This window comes from Streptomyces sp. RK9 (assembly GCF_045070545.1).
Lineage (GTDB): Bacteria > Actinomycetota > Actinomycetes > Streptomycetales > Streptomycetaceae > Streptomyces > Streptomyces alboflavus.
This window is the reverse complement of sequence record NZ_CP173704.1, coordinates 621,248-637,531: the sequence shown is the minus strand read 5'-3', so window position 1 is coordinate 637,531 and position 16,284 is coordinate 621,248. Positions and strand designations below refer to the sequence as shown.

Here is a 16,284-nt window from a genome sequence, read left to right as displayed (position 1 = left end):
CAGCTCCGCTGTGATGGCTCGGAGTGCTGTGGGGAGCCAGCCGTCCGTCTGGGGCGCGGAGTATGCGCCGAATGATGTCGTTACCGTCGGTCGGCCCGGTGTCGTGAGGTCCTCTGCCCATTACTCGCACCAGAAGCCGCGGGCTAGGTCGTCGCTCAGCATGGATGACCCCCTGGCCTCGGTCGTGGTGAGGTGAAGAGTTCCGCCGTCACTGTGTGGGCCCCGTCGCTGTTCCGCACCACCACCCGGTGGGCCAGCGCGCTGACCATGCCCAGGCCTCTGCCGTGCACCGCCTCCTCGTCGGGATGCTCGACCTTCGGGGCCGTGCCGCCTGCGCTCCCGCCATCCGTCACCGACAGGGCGATGACCTGGGCCGAGACCGCCAGTGCCAGGTGGAAGCTGCCTGTGAGCCGGCCACTCGCCGTATGCAAGATCGCGTTCGCGCTCAGCTCGCTCGCGATCAGTTCGGCGTCCTCCGCGAGGGGTGAGGAGCCCAGGATGTCGCGGGTCCAGCGGCGGGCTCGGCTGACCTCTTCGGGGAGGCCTGGGAAGGTGAGGCCCCAGACCCGGGCGGTGCTCCCGGTGCTCGTATACTCGTGCATACAAGTTCCTTTGTGCTGCTCGGCCGCCATGTGCAGCGGGGTCGGGCTAGACGAGTTTCACGCCGTCGTGGGCGCGGATGGCCGGCGGGGAAGGCGGGTCGAGTGCGTCCAGGACGCGGATCGCGTACGCCTCGTCGGCGAGTTCGGTGACCTCTTCGCGGGTGGCCCAGCGCAGGGCGCGGGTCTCCTCGCCGGTGGTGGGTGTGCCGTCGGCGGCCTCGCAGCGGAAGACCAGGGAGACGATCAGGCCCGTCATGTTCTTGTAGACGCCGGTCAGGGTCGCGGGAAGTGCGATCTTGACGCCGGTCTCTTCGAGGACCTCGCGCTGGAGGGCTTCGGGGATGGTTTCCCCACGTTCGAGGACACCACCTGGAGGCTCCCAACGGCCGTTGTCGCGGCGCTGTATCAGCAGGGCCCGCCCCTGGTCGTCGACGATGACTCCGGCGACGCTCACGGAATGGGGGCGGTCAGTGCTCACGTTGCTCGGCCCTCTCGGTGACCTCTGGGATGGCTAGGCTCTCCACCGTAGCAACGGCACTCACCCACTCGTCTAGATATCTAAAGGAGTACCTGTGGCCTCGCTCCCTACCGGTCACCTCGGCGCCGTCGACCCCACGAGCGACCGTGCGGTCTTCCGGCAGATCGCCGACCAGCTGCGCGAGGCCATCGACCGTGGACGGTTCCGGGAGGGAGAGAAGCTGCCCTCCGAGGCCGAGCTGGTCGACCATTACGGGGTCTCCCGGATGACGGTCCGCAACTCCTTCTCCATCCTCCAGGGGGAGGGGCTCGTGCGCGCCGAGCACGGCAAGGGCGTCTTCGTCCGCCCACGGCCGCCCGTGCGGCGCCTCGCCGCCGACCGGTTCGCCCGGCGCCACCGCGACGAAGGGAAGTCCGCGTTCATCGTCGAAGCCGACGCCGCCGGCGGCCACCCCGAGGTGGACGGCCTGGAGGTCAAGGAGGAGAAGCCCAGCCAGGACATCTCCACCCGGCTTGGGGCAGCGCGCAAGGTACTCGTACGGAGGCGGCGGTATCTGCTGGACGGGCGGCCCGTCGAGTACGCCACCTCCTACCTCCCGCTCGACATCGCCCGCGGTACACGCATCGCCGAGCCCAACCCCGGCCCCGGCGGCATCTACGCCCGCCTCGAAGAACTCGGCCACCGCCTCGACCACTTCGAGGAAGAGATCCGCGCCCGCATGCCCTCACCCACCGAGGCCAAGACCCTGCGACTCGCACCCGGCGTGCCCGTGATCTGCCTGATCCGTACCGCCTACGACGCCGAAGGACGGGCCGTGGAGGTCTGCGACACCGTCATGGCCGCCGACGCCTACGTCCTGACCTACCAACTCCCCGCGAACTGACGGGTAATAGGGCGCGAGGCCGTTCCTCGGACTCGTACACCGAGAGTTTGGGCTCGTCGGACGCATGCCATGCATCGACCTGGGCGAGGGTGTGGACTCCGCCAGGGCAGATCCTCGGAGTCGCCGTCGACGCGATCGACTTCGAGTCGAACACGTTCCGCTTGGTCCAGCAGCTGAAGCTGAGCCGGAGCAAGGCCGTCTTCGCCCTGCCCAAGGCAGCAAGTTCTGCGACGTGCCTCTGCCTGGGCCGGTCGCCGATGCCCTGCGGGCACACATGAACTGCTCTCGCCGGTCGAGATCACCTTGCCGTGGAAGATGGCGAACGGGCTTTCTGTGACCAAGCGGCCGATCTTCAATGGGCCGCGTGGCGGACACGTTCGGTGGACGATGCTCAACGACAACGTCTGGAAGCCCACCTCGCTGCCGCCGGGGCATTCCCCGTGCCTGAGCGCGGCCAGCCGTGCCCCCGGTCCCGGGCAGACACCCTCCGCCACTTCTACGCCTCGATGCTCCTGCATGGGGAAAACATCAAGGCCCTCGCCAAGTACCTCGGCCACTCGGACCCGGGCCTGACTTTCCGTGTGTACGCACGCCTGATGCCCTCCAGTCGAGAAAGGGCACGAAAAGTAATCGCTCACGCATGCGAAAGGATCGGATCTCAGAGCTAGAGGCTTGAGCTTGTGACCCAGGAATTAGGTATGCATTCCGAGCTTTAGGCCCAGCGTCTGGGCGTGCGCTTGGCCTTCCGTGCTCGGAATGTGGGCACTCGCTTGGCTTTCTCCCTAGGGAGGGAGTCTAGCTAGCTAGCTCGAGCGCTAGCTAGCAAATATACGGCGGGTCTCGACCGTCGCTCTGAGTGACCGAAGTGGGTGCGTTTCCGCTGTTCAGCGACTGGAACGTTTCGTTCAGGCACAGAAATGCCTACCGATGAGGCGGCGCATTCTTCGACTTTTCTACAGTGAAAGTCGAAGGTTGCCATCCCCGCTAGCTGCACGTTTGTCTGCAAAGCCGAGCTGTGCGAAAGTCTCACCGCATGCGAATGCCGCCCCATGCCCGAGGCGGCATTCGTTTCCATTTCCGCACTCGGAAACCGCTTGATCAATAACCTGATACGGAAGGAGGCCATATGGTCCCACGCACAGGCGTCACCGTCGACATCTGCCCACGCGACCTGCCGATCGCGCTCATCGGCGCCGGGGGAGGTGCGCTCGCCCTCTGGGCGCAGGCTCCGGCCGAGATCGCCATCCCCGTGGCGCTGCTGATCGTGCTCGACGTCCGGGTCCGGCGCATGCGCCGCAGCACCTGACGGCCCAGCGACGGCCCCAGCGCATCAGCAAGGCCCCCACCCGCGGAGAATCCGCAGGCGGGGGCCTTGAACGTGCGGGGCTACTTCTTCTTGCCCTGGTTCTTGACCGCCTCGATCGCCGCCTTCGCGGCGTCCGGGTCGAGGTAGGTGCCGCCGGGGTTCAGGGGCTTGAAGTCGGCGTCCAGTTCGTAGGAGAGCGGGATGCCGGTGGGGATGTTCAGGCCCGCGATGTCGGCGTCGGAGATGCCGTCGAGGTGCTTGACGAGGGCGCGCAGGCTGTTGCCGTGGGCGGCGACGAGGACCGTGCGGCCGGCGAGGAGGTCCGGGACGATGCCGTCGTACCAGTAGGGGAGCATGCGGACGACGACGTCCTTCAGGCACTCCGTGCGGGGGCGCAGCTCCGGGGGGATGGAGGAGTAGCGCGGGTCCGCGGACTGGGAGAACTCCGTGCCGTCCTCGAGGGCGGGCGGCGGGGTGTCGTACGAGCGGCGCCACAGCATGAACTGCTCCTCGCCGAACTCGGCGAGGGTCTGCGCCTTGTCCTTGCCCTGCAGGGCGCCGTAGTGGCGCTCGTTCAGGCGCCAGCTGCGGTGGACGGGGATCCAGTGGCGGTCGGCCGCCTCCAGGGAGAGCTGCGCGGTGCGGATCGCGCGCTTCTGGAGGGACGTGTGGACCACGTCGGGGAGCAGGCCGGCGTCCTTCAGCAGCTCACCGCCGCGGACCGCCTCCTTCTCGCCCTTCTCGTTCAGGTTGACGTCCACCCAGCCGGTGAACAGGTTCTTCGCGTTCCATTCGCTCTCGCCGTGGCGGAGGAGGATCAGCTTGTACGGTGCGTCGGCCATGCCTCTGAGCGTAATCGAACCGCCGCAGGGGTCGCTCCCGGGAGCGATTGACGGTTGCTGTCAATTGAGTGGCGGGGAAGTTCTCCTGGGTCGTAAGTTGTGCCTGCCGTTTTCGCCACTTACACGCAGCAGCTGTGCCACCTCGGGGGATCCATGCCATTCGTCGCCGTGAGACGTGCCGTCAAGGAGTCCGTCTCCGGACTTCCCCCCGCCTTCTGGTGGCTGTGGACCAGCACCCTGGTGAACCGCCTCGGCGGCTTCGTGGCCACCTTCATGGCGCTGTATCTGACCGTGGAACAGGGGTACTCGGCCACGTACGCCGGGCTCGTGGCCGCCCTGCACGGGCTCGGCGGCGTCATCTCCTCGCTCGGCGCGGGCGTGATGACCGACCGGCTCGGGCGGCGGCCCACGCTGCTGATCGCGCAGGTGTCGACGGCCGCGTCGGTGGCGCTGCTCGGGTTCATGACGCACCCGGTGGCGATCGCGGGCGTCGCCTTCCTGGTCGGCATGGCGAGCAACGCCTCGCGTCCGGCCGTGCAGGCGATGCTGGCCGACATCGTGCGGCCCGAGGACCGGGTGCGGGCCTTCTCGCTCAACTACTGGGCGATCAACCTGGGGTTCGCGATCTCCACGGCGGGTGCGGGCTTCATCGCCTCGTACAGCTACCGCGCGGGCTTCCTCGTCGAGGGCGCGATGACGCTGGCGTGCGCGGTCCTGGTGTTCGTGAAGCTGCCGGAGTCCCGGCCGACGCGCAGCGCGGCGGCCACGGCGGCCGAGGAGCAGGTCGGGCTCGGCACGGTGCTGCGGGACGGCCGGTTCATGGGCGTGGTCGGCCTGTCCTTCCTGGTCGCGCTGGTCTTCCAGCAGGGGGCGCTGGGCCTGCCGGTGGCGATGGGCGAGGCGGGTTTCTCGCCGAGCGACTACGGCCTGGCCATCGCCGTCAACGGCGTCATGATCGTCGTGCTGCAGATCCCGGTGACGCGGTTCATCGAGCACCGCGACCCGCAGCGCCTCCTCGTGCTGTCCTCGCTCGTGGCGGGGTACGGCTTCGGGCTCACCGCGTTCGCCGGCTCGGTCGGCGTGTTCGCGCTGACGGTGATGGTGTGGACGCTCGCCGAGATCATCAACGCGCCCACCCAGACGGGCCTGGTCGTGCGGCTCTCGCCGACGCACGGGCGCGGCCGCTACCAGGGCATGTACACGATGTCGTGGGCCGTGGCGGGGCTCGTGGCACCACTGATGTCCGGATTCCTCATCGACCGCCTGGGGGCGGAGTGGCTGTGGGGCGGCTGCGCGGTCGTGGGTACGGCGGCGGCGCTCGGGTATTGGGGTCTGATGCGGGGGCTTCCCGAGGGGCCGGAGGACGAGGTGGCGGGGCACGACGTCCCGGCGCCCGCCCCCACGGCCGCGCGGGTTGCGGAGCCGGAGGCCGCGGCGCCCCTGGTCCCGGCGCCTGAAGGTGCCGCCGACCGCCGCTAACGTGAGATCAGCGCAGGGCCCACCCAGGGACCCCAGGGAGAGTGACCCGACCATGGCCGAACCACTGAAGACCTTCATCGGCGGCGAGGAGGTCGACGTCCCCAACACCATCCCGGACATCCGCGCCGCCCTGCCCGAGGACCGGCGCGCGGAGTTCGACCGGGCCATCAACGCGGCCGGTGTCGACGAGATCCACTCCGTGATGCGGCACTGGATGCTGGAGTCCGTGCCCGACCCCGAGGCCGAGGCCCTGCTCGACCGGCTCGCCGCCGACGAGGCCGAGAGGCGGAGCATCGCGTGAGCCGTCACCGGAGCCGCAGGTACCGCATCACCTACGCGCCGCCCGCCGACGACACCCTCGCCAAGATGGCCGACGCGGACGCCTTCCGGACGGCGATGGAGCGCACGCTCGGCCGCGACCCCTACGGGCACGGCTCGACGGCCGTCTCCACGGACGCCGCCGAGCGCGACCGCCGCGAGGCGACGGTCGGCGGCGCGATCGTCCTCTACTACGTGTCGGGTTCGGTCCTCACCGTGACAGTGGTCCGCCTGGTCCCCTTCGGCTGAGCCCGGCCTCGGTCCACGAGGGCGCGCTGCGCCTCGTACAGGTTCCGTGGCCGCACGGAAGCCGGTGAACCGTACGCCTCGATACGGGAGTGCAGCTCTCCGGAGAAGTCCGGTACGTCGATCTGGTCGAACTCGCGGACCAGGGAGATGCCGACCGTGGCACTGTACGGAGCGATGCCGTCAATTTTGACCAGTCCGGCGCGCTGGTTGGTGACCGTGACGTTCCAGTGGGCGAACCGCGCTCCGTAGAGGGGCCCCGCGCTGGCGTCGCCGCCGTGCCGCCCGTCGTTCTCGACCGTGATCTCGGTCCGTACGTTGGCGAACGGCATCCCCCGGTGCGTGTCGAACGTCCCCATCTCCATGACGCCACGGGACCACACGTTGTACGACGACAGGCCCTCCACGTTGATGCCGTGCAGCTGGGTCCCGGCGGGCGCGGGCGCGGTGCGCCGCTCGACGCGGAACTCCTCGATCAGGTTGTCGTGCGAGCCCTCGCGGCAGAAGTACGGGTGGTGCGAGCCGCGCCCGCCCACGGAGGTGCGGCGCAGCGTGCAGGCGGAGGCGGCGACCAGACCGAAACCGTTGTCCACGTGGCGCACGTGGACGTCGTCGGCCCAACAGTCGTACGCGCACTGGAAGGTGACGCCGTTGTGGCCCTTGTCGAGCAGGTGCGGTGACTGCGGGGTCCGCACCGCCTCCAGGGTGAGCCCCTCGACTCCGGAGCCGGTCAGCGCGGGGACGTGGGTGGTGAGGCGGGGGTCCCACTCGGGGCGCACGTCAAGCGGCAGGGGGCGTTCGAAGGTGACGGTGTGACCCTTGACCTGGGCGATCCGTACGGGCCACTCGTAGGGGACGTACGACGTCAGCTTCGTCTTGTCGTCCCAGGTGTACGCCCGCGCCCCCGGGCCTTCGCCCGCCATGTGCTCCAGGAGCGTGTGGTCCGCGTCGTCGGCGAGGCGCAGCAGGACGAGGCTGCCGCGGCGCAGCCGGGAGGTGTCGGCGACGCGGACGGACCAGGAGCCGCGGATGGCGGGGGCGACCGTGGTGAGGGTGCGCCACTCGTCGCGCTTGTTGCCGGTCCAGCCCTCGAACGGCCAGTCCTTGGCCCTGATGGCGGCCGTGAGGCCCTCAAGGCGTTCGCGCGGGCACAGCCAGATCAGGCCTCCGGCCCAGGACCAGCTGGACTTGTCGCCGCCGTAGCGGCTGCCGTACGGCCCGACGAGCTCGGTCAGGTTCTTGGTGGCGAGCAGTTTCGTGCGGCCGCTGCCCGCGCCCCGCAGGACGACGTCGTCGTCCCCGATGCGGATGATGTCGTCGATCCGGTACGTCCCGGGGGCGAGCTGGACCGTGCCCCCGCCGGCCCTTCCGGCGGCGGCGAGGGCACGGTTGATGGCGGGCGCGGCGTTCGACCGGGCGTCGGGCCTCGCGCCGTACCGGTGGGCGTGGAACACGCGCTCGGGCCGTCCGAGGTGCCGGGCGCCCCGACGGGCTCCGGCCCGTCCCACGTAGGGGATCTGAGGGTGGGTGTAGGGGGCCTTGGTGAACTCGCGCCAGAGGGCGGGGGGTTCGCCTGCCGGGGCGGCCGTGGCTCCCGTGGCTGCCGGAGTCCCCGTGACCGCCGAGGCGACCCCGCCCGTGGCCGCGGCGGCCGCGACGGCGATGGCTCCGCCGAGGATCCCGCGTCTGCTGAGGTCTCCCATGTCCGGCCCGCCTCCTGTGTATGTACGTGAACAGGGTTCACGTCTGCGTTGGGCGGGAGCATGCCATGGGGCCGGCCGTCGGGGGAAGGGCTCGTACCGTCGGCGTTACGGACACCCCCGGCCGGGGACCCGTACCCGCCCCGGCTCCTCCAGGGGGGTGCACGGCCACGGCGATGTTGCCACGCGGGCGCCCGCCACCCTCGCCGCCGGAGCCACCTTCCAGCAGCGCGTGCGCCTGCGCGATGTCGGCCGGCGGCAGCACGGCGCCGAGCCCCGCCGTGTACCAGGACCCGCTCCCCGACCCACACCCCGGCACGCTCGACGAGGGCTTGCCGCGCCGCGAGCTGGTTCACGGATGTGGCCAGGACGCGCACCAGGACCTGGCCGGGCCCGGGAGCGGGTCTGGGCAGCTCCCGGGTGGTGAACGCGGTGTCCGCGGCACCGAAGCGGACGAGTTCCCTCACGCGCCAACATCGCCCGCCTCCTGGAGACCCTGCGAGACGTGTTCTAGATCCAGCTTCTGGATCCTGCGTTGTTCGGTTGCGCGATTCCGGATGCGCGGGGGCGCGTGGGAGGGGGCGGACGGCGGGCGGCAGCGTGAGGCGAACGGCCACGCGCGCGTGCGCCGTTGACGCGCCCCGCCGCTCCGGGCGTGCAATGGAGGGGCAGGCAGTACGTCTTCGCAGTACGCCTTCGAGGTTTCGAGGAGGAGACACATGGCCGAGTCCCCCAAGATCGACACCTGTGCCGACGGATGTCAGTGCGGTCCTGGCTGTAGCTGCGGCTGCCAGTCCGGCGGCCCGTGCCAGTGCGGCGGCGGTTGCGGCTGACACAGCGCGCAGAGCCGACGCAACGTGAAAAGGGGTGGGCGCGCACGTCCCGGCGCCCACCCCGGTGTCCCACCGGTGGGAGCTACGCGCCCTCGACGGGCGCCGAGCCCGGCTGGATCTCGTCCGCGTGCTCACCCGTCACCAGGTACACGACGCGCTTGGCGACGGACACCGCGTGGTCCGCGAAGCGCTCGTAGTAGCGGCCGAGGAGCGTCACGTCGACGGCGGTCTCGATGCCGTGCTTCCAGCGGTCGTCCATCAGGTGCTGGAACAGCGTGCGGTGCAGCAGGTCCATCTCGTCGTCGTCCTGCTCCAGCTGCAGCGCCAGATCGACGTCCTTGGTGATGATGACCTCCGCCGCCTTCGCCATCAGGCGCTGCGCGAGCTGGCCCATCTCCAGGATCGTCGCGTGCAGGTCGCGCGGCACCGCCGACTCCGGGTAGCGCAGCCGGGCCAGCTTGGCCACGTGCTGGGCCAGGTCGCCGGAGCGCTCCAGGTCGGCGCTCATCCGCAGCGAGGTGACGACGATCCGCAGGTCCGTGGCGACCGGCTGCTGCCGGGCCAGCAGGGCTATCGCGCGGGCCTCCAGCTCGTGCTGCAGGTCGTCGACCTTCTGGTCGGCGGCGATCACGCTCTCGGCCAGCTTCAGATCGGCGTCGAGCATGGCCGTGGTGGCGCGCCCGATCGCCGACCCGACAAGGCGGGCCATTTCGACCAGGCCCTCGCCGATCGAGTCAAGTTCCTCGTGGTACGCGTCACGCATGTGGCTGTCCCTCTCTCGTACGTCACAGGGGCTCACCCCCACGCTCCCACGGTGGCGGGCCGACGCGTCCGTTTAAGTCATCTCAAATGAATCACCCCTGTCGCCAAGGTGAACTATGGGCGACGGAGTCCCGGCGCCCGCCCGATGCGCCACACTGCACCAGGGACCCCGCGAGGCGACCCGCGCTCCGCACCCGGATCGCGTGCCGCACACCGGAACCGGCCGGTCCGACGGGTCGTCCCGCCGAAATGAACCACTGCCGTCCCCACAGTGAACTCTGAGCGACGAGTGTTCGAGTGGCCACCCGGATGGCTGTGGCCGGTACTCCGACCGCGCATAACCTGGAGGCATGGACGTGAACGCGGCGGTCGCCGCAGCGGCAGCGATCGCCGGGGTGTGCACCGGCGTCATCGCCATGCTGGCGTTTCGCTGGAGCGAACGCGACCAGAAGAGGCCCACCCGGACATCCCTGCACACGGACGCGGTCCTGCCCCCCGGCGTCGACACGGTCCTCTCCGTGCTGCGCTCCTCCGCGGTCGTCCTGGACGAGGCGGACAGCGTCGTCAAGGCGAGCTCGGCGGCGTACGCCCTCGGACTGGTGCGCGGCGGCAAACTCGCCGTCGAGCCGATGCTGCAGATGGCCAGGGACACCCGGCGCGACGGCGAGATACGACAGGTCGAGCTCGACCTGCCGCGCCGGGGCACGGGCCGGGGGGACGCGCTCGCGGTCTCCGCGCGGGTGGCGCCCCTGGGCTCCCGTCTGGTCCTGCTGCTCGTCGAGGACCTCACGGAGGCCCGCCGCATCGAGGCGGTCCGCCGCGACTTCGTGGCGAACGTCAGCCACGAGCTCAAGACGCCGGTGGGGGCGCTCTCGCTGCTCTCCGAAGCCGTCATGGACGCCGCCGACGACCCCGAGGCCGTCGAGCGCTTCGCGGGCCGGATGCAGAACGAGGCGACCCGCCTGACCAACCTCGTGCAGGAGCTCATCGACCTCTCCCGGGTGCAGAACGACGACCCCCTGGAGGACGCCGAGCCGGTGCGCGTCGACGAGCTGGTGGCCGAGGCCATCGACCGCTGCCGGCACCAGGCGGGCACCAAGCAGATCACCATGGCCGCGACCGTCGGGAGCGCCGCGGCGCCCACCGCCGAGACCGGCACCGGCCGGACGGCGGTCTCCGACCTGCACGTCTGGGGCAACCGCGGCCAGCTCGCCGCGGCCCTCGGCAACCTCGTCGAGAACGCCGTGAACTACTCCCCGGCCCGCACCCGGGTCGGCATAGCGGCGCGGCGGGTCACCGCGCCGGGCGGCGACCACATCGAGGTCGCGGTCACCGACCAGGGCATCGGGATCTCCGACAAGGACAAGGAGCGCATCTTCGAGCGCTTCTACCGCGTCGACCCGGCCCGCTCCCGCGCCACCGGCGGCACCGGCCTCGGTCTCGCCATCGTCAAGCACGTGGCCGCCTCGCACGGCGGGGAGGTCACCGTGTGGAGCTCGGAGGGACAGGGCTCCACCTTCACCCTGCGCCTGCCCGAGGCGGGCGCGACGCGCGACCGCGGCACCGGCCACGGCCTGCCGAACGGCGCGCACCAGGGCGCCAGGCCCGACGACACAACCGCATACGAACCCATTCCTGCCGCCCCGGAGGTCCTTCCGTGACCCGAGTGCTCGTCGTCGAGGACGAGGAATCCTTCAGCGACGCCCTGTCGTACATGCTCCGCAAGGAGGGCTTCGAGGTCGCGATCGCGGCCACCGGACCCGACGGACTCGACGAATTCGAGCGCAACGGCGCCGACCTCGTCCTGCTCGACCTGATGCTGCCGGGCCTGCCCGGCACCGAGGTCTGCCGTCAGCTGCGCAGCCGCTCGAACGTGCCGGTGATCATGGTCACTGCCAAGGACAGCGAGATCGACAAGGTCGTCGGCCTGGAAATAGGAGCCGATGACTACGTCACCAAGCCCTTCTCGTCCCGCGAGCTGGTGGCCCGCATCCGCGCGGTCCTGCGCCGCCGCGGCGAGCCCGAGGAGGTCGCCCCGCAGGCCCTGGAGGCGGGCCCGGTCCGCATGGACGTCGACCGCCACGTGGTCACCGTCTCCGGCTCCAAGGTCGACCTGCCCCTGAAGGAGTTCGACCTCCTGGAGATGCTGCTGCGCAACGCGGGCCGCGTACTGACCCGCATGCAGCTCATCGACCGCGTCTGGGGCGCCGACTACGTGGGCGACACCAAGACCCTCGACGTGCACGTCAAGCGCCTGCGCGCCAAGATCGAGCCGGACCCGGGCGCGCCGCGCTACCTGGTGACGGTGCGTGGCCTGGGCTACAAGTTCGAGCCGTAGACAGCGGTAGACAGCGGTAGACAGCCGTAGACGGCAGAACGGAAAGGGCGGGAACCCCGAGGGGTTCCCGCCCTTTCCGTGTGCTCCCGTCAGTGCTGGGCGGCGGCGCCGTCGTGCCCGGCCTCGCCGGACGGCGTGCTGCCCGCGCCCTGCGCGCCGTCGCCGGCCTCGGCGCCGTCAGCGCCCGCGGCGCCCTCAGCGGCGCCCTCGGCGTCCCCGGACGGCGTGCCCGACGGGTTGCCCGACGGCGTCCCCGAGGGCTTGCCCGACGGCTTCCCGGACGGCTTGCCGGAGGCGTCGCCCGAGGGCTTGGCGTCCGGGGCCTTCGGGAGCTCGGTCGGGCCCCACTTCTTGAAGTAGCTCTCGGCGGGCACGACGAACGTCTTCAGCTTGACGTCGCCGGTCTTGCTGAACGTGAAGGTGACCGGCTGCGCGTTGCCGTCCTCGACGGACTCGCGGCTGCTGGGCAGGACCGCGGCGGCGTTGTCCTTGCCGCCGATGGTGATCGAGCCGCCGGCCGGGACGGTCAGGCCCTTGCCCTTCTTCTCGCCCTTGGCGGGGCTCAGCTCGGCCGTCTTGCCGGTGCCGTCGACCTTCACCGATTCGAGGGTCTGGGCGGTGCGGCCGTTGTTGAAGATCGTCGCGGCGATCACGGCGGGGCCCGTCGACTCGCGGTCGGGCTGCGTGATGATCATGGCGTTCTGGATCTTGATGTCGCCGACGGCGGTCGCCGCGTTGTCCGGCTTGATCTCGATCGTCTGGGCGTTGTTTCCTGCACCGCAGGCGGTGAGCGTGGCGAGCGAGAACGCGAGGGCGGTGGCGGCGATGGCGCCGCGTCGAAGGCTGCGGCTCACGGCGGCGGCAACTCCTAAACGTGGGCGGTACGGAGGGGGCGGGCGGCCTTGACGCCGTCCTGGCGGGCGACCGTAAAGCCGCCCTAAGGGTGTGTCAGCGGGCTTAGGTTACCGAGCCGTTCCCGTGCCGCCGCACCCGACCCGCCCCTCGGAGCCGCGAGCCTCCCGGCGTCCCCGTCCGCCACTCTCGCCGCGCCCCTCCTCAAGGGCACCTCGGGGCCTCCAGCGACCTCCTGTGCCCCACCCGTTCCCTGGCCCGTTCCGTATTCGTAAATCCGTGGCCGGGGGTGTTCCGGCGATTTTCGGATAAGGAAATGCGGAGGGGTCCGGGAAATTGATCAGTGGATGGCGCACGGGACGTGCCGCCGGGCGGATCGGAGCGCGGTTCGGGCGCACCGGCGCTCGCGCTTCTTGATCAATTCCGGATTCGCGCCGGACCCGTCTCCGGGGCCGTCGCGAAGTGATCCCGAACGCGTCCGACGCGTCGTCTCGTACATGTCACCGCGTGCCGAACGGAGTAGCGGAAGTTCACCTACGGGAACCGCGCAAACCGGGACGTTCGTCCCCTTGCGGCACTCTCCCGGGGCGCGTAACGGGGGTGTTTCACCGTCCCCGGACAGCGGCTCCCACCTGCGAATACCCCCTTCCGTAGCCCCCGCGCAGCACGTTCCTGTTGCTGTTGTCAAGCCCCGAGATATGCCCTGACCTGCGAAAACGCCATTCAGAAGACGCCGTATCCGTGTTACCCTGGATAGCCACGGAAGGGGTACCTGTCACATGACGTTCAAGGTTGGCGACACCGTGGTCTATCCCCATCACGGGGCCGCGCTGATCGAGGCCATCGAAACTCGCCAGATCAAAGGCGTGGACAAGACCTACTTGGTGCTGAAGGTCGCCCAGGGCGACTTGACGGTACGTGTGCCAGCGGACAATGCGGAGTTCGTCGGTGTGCGTGATGTGGTCGGCCAGGACGGCCTCGACCGGGTCTTCGAAGTACTGCGCGCGCCGTACGCAGAAGAGCCCACGAACTGGTCGCGTCGTTACAAGGCAAATCTCGAGAAGCTTGCCTCCGGCGATGTCATCAAGGTCGCGGAAGTCGTCCGTGACCTGTGGCGTCGGGAGCGCGAGCGCGGACTGTCCGCCGGTGAGAAGCGCATGCTCGCCAAGGCCCGTCAGATCCTGGTGAGCGAGCTGGCCCTCGCGGAGAACACGAACGAGGACAAGGCCGAGGCCCTCCTCGACGAGGTCCTCGCGTCCTGAGGTCCTGACCGACGCAGCGCAGCGCCACACCACCTGGCGTGCGTCCCAGGGCAAACACACAGCGCACACATTGCCGCGGTGCCCGCCGACTCCTGAAAGGTGTTGCCGGGCACTGCGGCATGTTCGTACTCCGCGGCGTGTTCCTACCCCAAGCGGCAGTTTCTACCCCAAAGGGCGTGCTCGTACCCGAAAGCGGGCAGGATCCGGCCCTGGGCGCGCGTGCGCGTACCCCGGTCTTCACCGCCGGTTCGCGTGTACGGAAAGGTCCCCCGGTACTTTGGCGTGCCGGGCTCGGGCAGCTGGCTCGACCAGATGTCACGGAAGGGTCCGGTCAAGGCGTCGCGCCCGGCACTGCCCCCAACCTACGGTCGGGGGTACGCCCAGGCCATACCCATGTCGGCCGAGCACACAAACCTGAACGGAACCGATGTCTGACGCATCTTCTGTGGCGGGCCGGCCCGGCCCCGCCGAGACCGCCCAGTCCGAGACCGCCCCGACCCCCCGCCCCCGCACCGCCGCGGTCATCCCCGCGGCGGGCCGCGGCGTCCGGCTCGGCCCCGGCGCCCCCAAGGCCCTGCGCGCCCTGAACGGCACGCCCATGCTCATCCACGCCGTGCGCGCGATGGCCGCCTCCCGCGCCGTCTCGCTCGTCGTGGTCGTGGCACCGCCGGACGGCGCCCCCGAGGTCAAGACCCTGCTGGCCGACCACGCCCTGCCCGAGAGGACCGACTTCCTCGTCGTGCCCGGCGGCGCGACCCGCCAGGAGTCCGTGAAGCTCGGCCTCGACGCCCTGCCGCCCGGCATCGACATCGTCCTCGTGCACGACGCGGCCCGCCCCCTGGTCCCCGTCGACACCGTCGACGGCGTCATCGAGGCCGTCCGCGACGGGGCGCCCGCCGTCGTCCCCGCGCTGCCGGTCGCCGACACCGTCAAGGAGGTCGAGCCAGGACCGCCCGGCGCGCCCGAGCCCGTCCTCGCCACCCCCGAGCGCGCCCGCCTCCGGGCCGTGCAGACGCCGCAGGGCTTCGACCGCGCCACGCTCCTGCGTGCCCACGAGGCCGTCGTCGTCGGCGAGGGCGCCACGGACTGCGCGGGGCTCGTGGAGCGGCTCGGCGAGCCGGTCGTGCTCGTGCCCGGCCACGAGGAGGCGTTCAAGGTGACCCGGCCCCTCGACCTCGTCCTCGCCGAGGCCGTACTCGCCCGCAGGAGGGCCAACGATGGTTTCTGAGCAGCCGCAGCCGCAGCCGCAGCCGCAGCCCCAGCCGGGGGCGCAGCCCGAGCCCGGGACGCAGCCCCAGCCCCAGCGGGGGGCGCCCACCTCCCCGTACCCCCTGCCCCAGGTAGGCATCGGCACCGACATCCACGCCTTCGAAGACGGTCGCGAGCTGTGGTGCGCCGGGCTGAAGTGGGAGGGGGAGGGGCCGGGGCTCGCCGGGCACTCCGACGCGGACGTCGTCGCGCACGCCGCGTGCAACGCGCTGTTCTCCGCCGCGGGCCTCGGCGATCTCGGCGCCCACTTCGGCACCGGGCGGCCCGAGTGGGCCGGGGCGTCGGGCCTCACCCTCCTCACCGAGGCCGCGCGGATCGTCCGGGAGGCCGGTTTCACCGTCGGCAACGTCGCCGTGCAGGTGATCGGCCCCCGTCCGAAGATCGGCAAGCGGCGCGAGGAGGCCCAGAAGCTCCTGTCCGAGGCGGTCGGCGCGCCGGTCAGCGTCTCCGGCGCCACGACGGACGGCCTCGGCTTCCCCGGCCGCGACGAGGGCCTCATGGGCATCGCGACGGCGCTGGTCGTCCGTACGGGCTGAGCGGGGCCGAAACCCGTCCCGCCCCATGGTGCGGCGACCGGCGATCGGGTAGGGCTACGAGTCGTCAAGCGATCAACCGCCGAGGAGTGAAGCCATGTCCGCCCAGCTTTCCGACGACCTCAAGTCCCAGCTCGACAACCCGGTCTTCATCACCGTCGCCACGATCCAGCCCGACGGCAGCCCCCAGCTCTCACCGGTCTGGGTGAAGCGCGACGGCGACGACGTCATCTTCTCCACCACCGTCGGGCGGCAGAAGGAGAAGAACCTGCGCCGCGACCCGCGCGTGACGGTGCTGCTCCAGCCCTTCGACAAGCCCTACACCTACGCGGAGATCCGGGGCACCGCCGAGCTGACCACCGAGGGCGGCCAGGAGCTGATCGACGAGCTGTCGCTGAAGTACACGGGCCTGAAGTACGCCGAGTTCAACCCGAAGGCCGGCCAGGACGCGCCGCGCGTGGTCGTCCGCGTCACGCCCCGCAAGGTCGTCGGCAGGATCTGAGCGGTCGCGGGGCAGCCGTTCATCACAGTTGTGTGCCCTGTCGCCCCTAGGGGCGCGGGGCACTGCCCGAGGGCCACTA

17 protein-coding genes and 2 pseudogenes are annotated in these 16,284 nt (G+C 70.6%); 12 read left to right on the top strand and 7 right to left on the bottom strand.

All coding sequences use genetic code 11. The features are described from left to right. Window positions 1-155: 155 nt before the first annotated feature. Window positions 156-602, bottom strand: coding sequence for an ATP-binding protein (locus AB6L24_RS22935; protein ID WP_405657858.1), 447 nt, complete (start codon window positions 600-602; stop codon window positions 156-158). A 46-nt stretch (window positions 603-648) separates the two neighbouring features. Next, window positions 649-1,056 carry an NUDIX hydrolase gene (locus AB6L24_RS22930; protein WP_405663261.1) on the bottom strand — a complete coding sequence of 136 codons (408 nt, stop codon included), beginning with the start codon at window positions 1,054-1,056 and terminating at the stop codon, window positions 649-651. Between the two features lie 118 nt (window positions 1,057-1,174). On the opposite strand from AB6L24_RS22930, the gene AB6L24_RS22925 reads away from it, so the two are divergent. From AB6L24_RS22925 to AB6L24_RS22915, 3 genes and pseudogenes are all read left to right on the top strand, one after another. Continuing rightward, window positions 1,175-1,963, top strand: coding sequence for a GntR family transcriptional regulator (locus tag AB6L24_RS22925; protein WP_405657855.1), 789 nt, complete (start codon window positions 1,175-1,177; stop codon window positions 1,961-1,963). 57 nt (window positions 1,964-2,020) lie between these two features. Continuing rightward, window positions 2,021-2,631: pseudogene (locus AB6L24_RS22920) on the top strand (site-specific integrase); the annotation flags it as partial. A gap of 458 nt (window positions 2,632-3,089) precedes the next feature. After that, window positions 3,090-3,269 (top strand): hypothetical protein, encoded by a 180-nt coding sequence (locus AB6L24_RS22915; RefSeq protein ID WP_405657852.1) that lies wholly within the window; start codon window positions 3,090-3,092, stop codon window positions 3,267-3,269. 80 nt (window positions 3,270-3,349) lie between these two features. Here the strand turns inward: AB6L24_RS22915 and AB6L24_RS22910 are convergent, their stop codons facing one another. Next, window positions 3,350-4,111, bottom strand: coding sequence for a phosphoglyceromutase (locus AB6L24_RS22910; protein ID WP_030362183.1), 762 nt, complete (start codon window positions 4,109-4,111; stop codon window positions 3,350-3,352). A gap of 153 nt (window positions 4,112-4,264) precedes the next feature. Here AB6L24_RS22910 and AB6L24_RS22905 point away from each other — a divergent pair, with 153 nt between their 5' ends. The 3 genes from AB6L24_RS22905 to AB6L24_RS22895 all read left to right on the top strand — a co-directional run bounded on the left by AB6L24_RS22905 (window position 4,265) and on the right by AB6L24_RS22895 (window position 6,157). Then, window positions 4,265-5,590, top strand: coding sequence for an MDR family MFS transporter (locus tag AB6L24_RS22905; protein ID WP_405657849.1), 1,326 nt, complete (start codon window positions 4,265-4,267; stop codon window positions 5,588-5,590). A gap of 52 nt (window positions 5,591-5,642) precedes the next feature. After that, complete coding sequence (locus AB6L24_RS22900; protein WP_380846468.1) at window positions 5,643-5,891, top strand: hypothetical protein; 249 nt, start codon at window positions 5,643-5,645, stop codon at window positions 5,889-5,891. Window positions 5,892-5,956: 65 nt separating this feature from the next. Beyond that, window positions 5,957-6,157: a hypothetical protein gene (locus AB6L24_RS22895; RefSeq protein ID WP_405663258.1), complete on the top strand. Its 201-nt coding sequence runs from the start codon at window positions 5,957-5,959 to the stop codon at window positions 6,155-6,157. Here AB6L24_RS22895 and AB6L24_RS22890 read toward each other — a convergent pair. The 3 genes and pseudogenes from AB6L24_RS22890 to phoU all read right to left on the bottom strand — a co-directional run bounded on the left by AB6L24_RS22890 (window position 6,100) and on the right by phoU (window position 9,450). Next, on the bottom strand, window positions 6,100-7,857 hold the full coding sequence (locus AB6L24_RS22890; protein ID WP_405657847.1) for a glycosyl hydrolase family 28-related protein: 1,758 nt from the start codon (window positions 7,855-7,857) through the stop codon (window positions 6,100-6,102). The genes AB6L24_RS22895 and AB6L24_RS22890 overlap by 58 nt on opposite strands. Before the next feature lie 341 nt (window positions 7,858-8,198). Next, window positions 8,199-8,321 (bottom strand): annotated as a pseudogene (locus tag AB6L24_RS22885) (NADPH:quinone oxidoreductase); the annotation flags it as partial. Window positions 8,322-8,769: 448 nt separating this feature from the next. Beyond that, entirely contained in the window at window positions 8,770-9,450 is a 681-nt protein-coding gene (gene phoU / locus AB6L24_RS22880) for a phosphate signaling complex protein PhoU (RefSeq protein WP_380846462.1), read from the bottom strand. 349 nt (window positions 9,451-9,799) lie between these two features. Here phoU and AB6L24_RS22875 point away from each other — a divergent pair, with 349 nt between their 5' ends. Together AB6L24_RS22875 and AB6L24_RS22870 are read left to right on the top strand one after the other, a co-directional pair. Next, window positions 9,800-11,110, top strand: a complete 1,311-nt coding sequence (locus AB6L24_RS22875) for a cell wall metabolism sensor histidine kinase WalK (protein ID WP_030362172.1) — start codon at window positions 9,800-9,802, stop codon at window positions 11,108-11,110. After that, on the top strand, window positions 11,107-11,787 hold the full coding sequence (locus AB6L24_RS22870) for a response regulator transcription factor (RefSeq protein WP_030362171.1): 681 nt from the start codon (window positions 11,107-11,109) through the stop codon (window positions 11,785-11,787). Before AB6L24_RS22875 ends, AB6L24_RS22870 begins: the two co-directional genes overlap by 4 nt. Before the next feature lie 89 nt (window positions 11,788-11,876). On the opposite strand, the gene AB6L24_RS22865 is transcribed toward AB6L24_RS22870, so the two are convergent. After that, complete coding sequence (locus AB6L24_RS22865; RefSeq protein ID WP_405657844.1) at window positions 11,877-12,641, bottom strand: DUF461 domain-containing protein; 765 nt, start codon at window positions 12,639-12,641, stop codon at window positions 11,877-11,879. Between the two features lie 777 nt (window positions 12,642-13,418). Here AB6L24_RS22865 and AB6L24_RS22860 point away from each other — a divergent pair. The 4 genes from AB6L24_RS22860 to AB6L24_RS22845 all read left to right on the top strand — a co-directional run bounded on the left by AB6L24_RS22860 (window position 13,419) and on the right by AB6L24_RS22845 (window position 16,205). Beyond that, on the top strand, window positions 13,419-13,901 hold the full coding sequence (locus tag AB6L24_RS22860) for a CarD family transcriptional regulator (protein ID WP_003953493.1): 483 nt from the start codon (window positions 13,419-13,421) through the stop codon (window positions 13,899-13,901). A gap of 427 nt (window positions 13,902-14,328) precedes the next feature. Beyond that, the gene (ispD, locus tag AB6L24_RS22855; RefSeq protein ID WP_405657841.1) at window positions 14,329-15,129 is read left to right on the top strand and encodes a 2-C-methyl-D-erythritol 4-phosphate cytidylyltransferase; all 801 of its coding nucleotides are present in this window, start codon (window positions 14,329-14,331) and stop codon (window positions 15,127-15,129) included. Then, entirely contained in the window at window positions 15,119-15,706 is a 588-nt protein-coding gene (gene ispF, locus AB6L24_RS22850; protein ID WP_405657839.1) for a 2-C-methyl-D-erythritol 2,4-cyclodiphosphate synthase, read from the top strand. Before ispD ends, ispF begins: the two co-directional genes overlap by 11 nt. Before the next feature lie 94 nt (window positions 15,707-15,800). Beyond that, window positions 15,801-16,205 carry a PPOX class F420-dependent oxidoreductase gene (locus AB6L24_RS22845; protein ID WP_405657837.1) on the top strand — a complete coding sequence of 135 codons (405 nt, stop codon included), beginning with the start codon at window positions 15,801-15,803 and terminating at the stop codon, window positions 16,203-16,205. The last annotated feature ends 79 nt before the right edge of the window (window positions 16,206-16,284 follow it).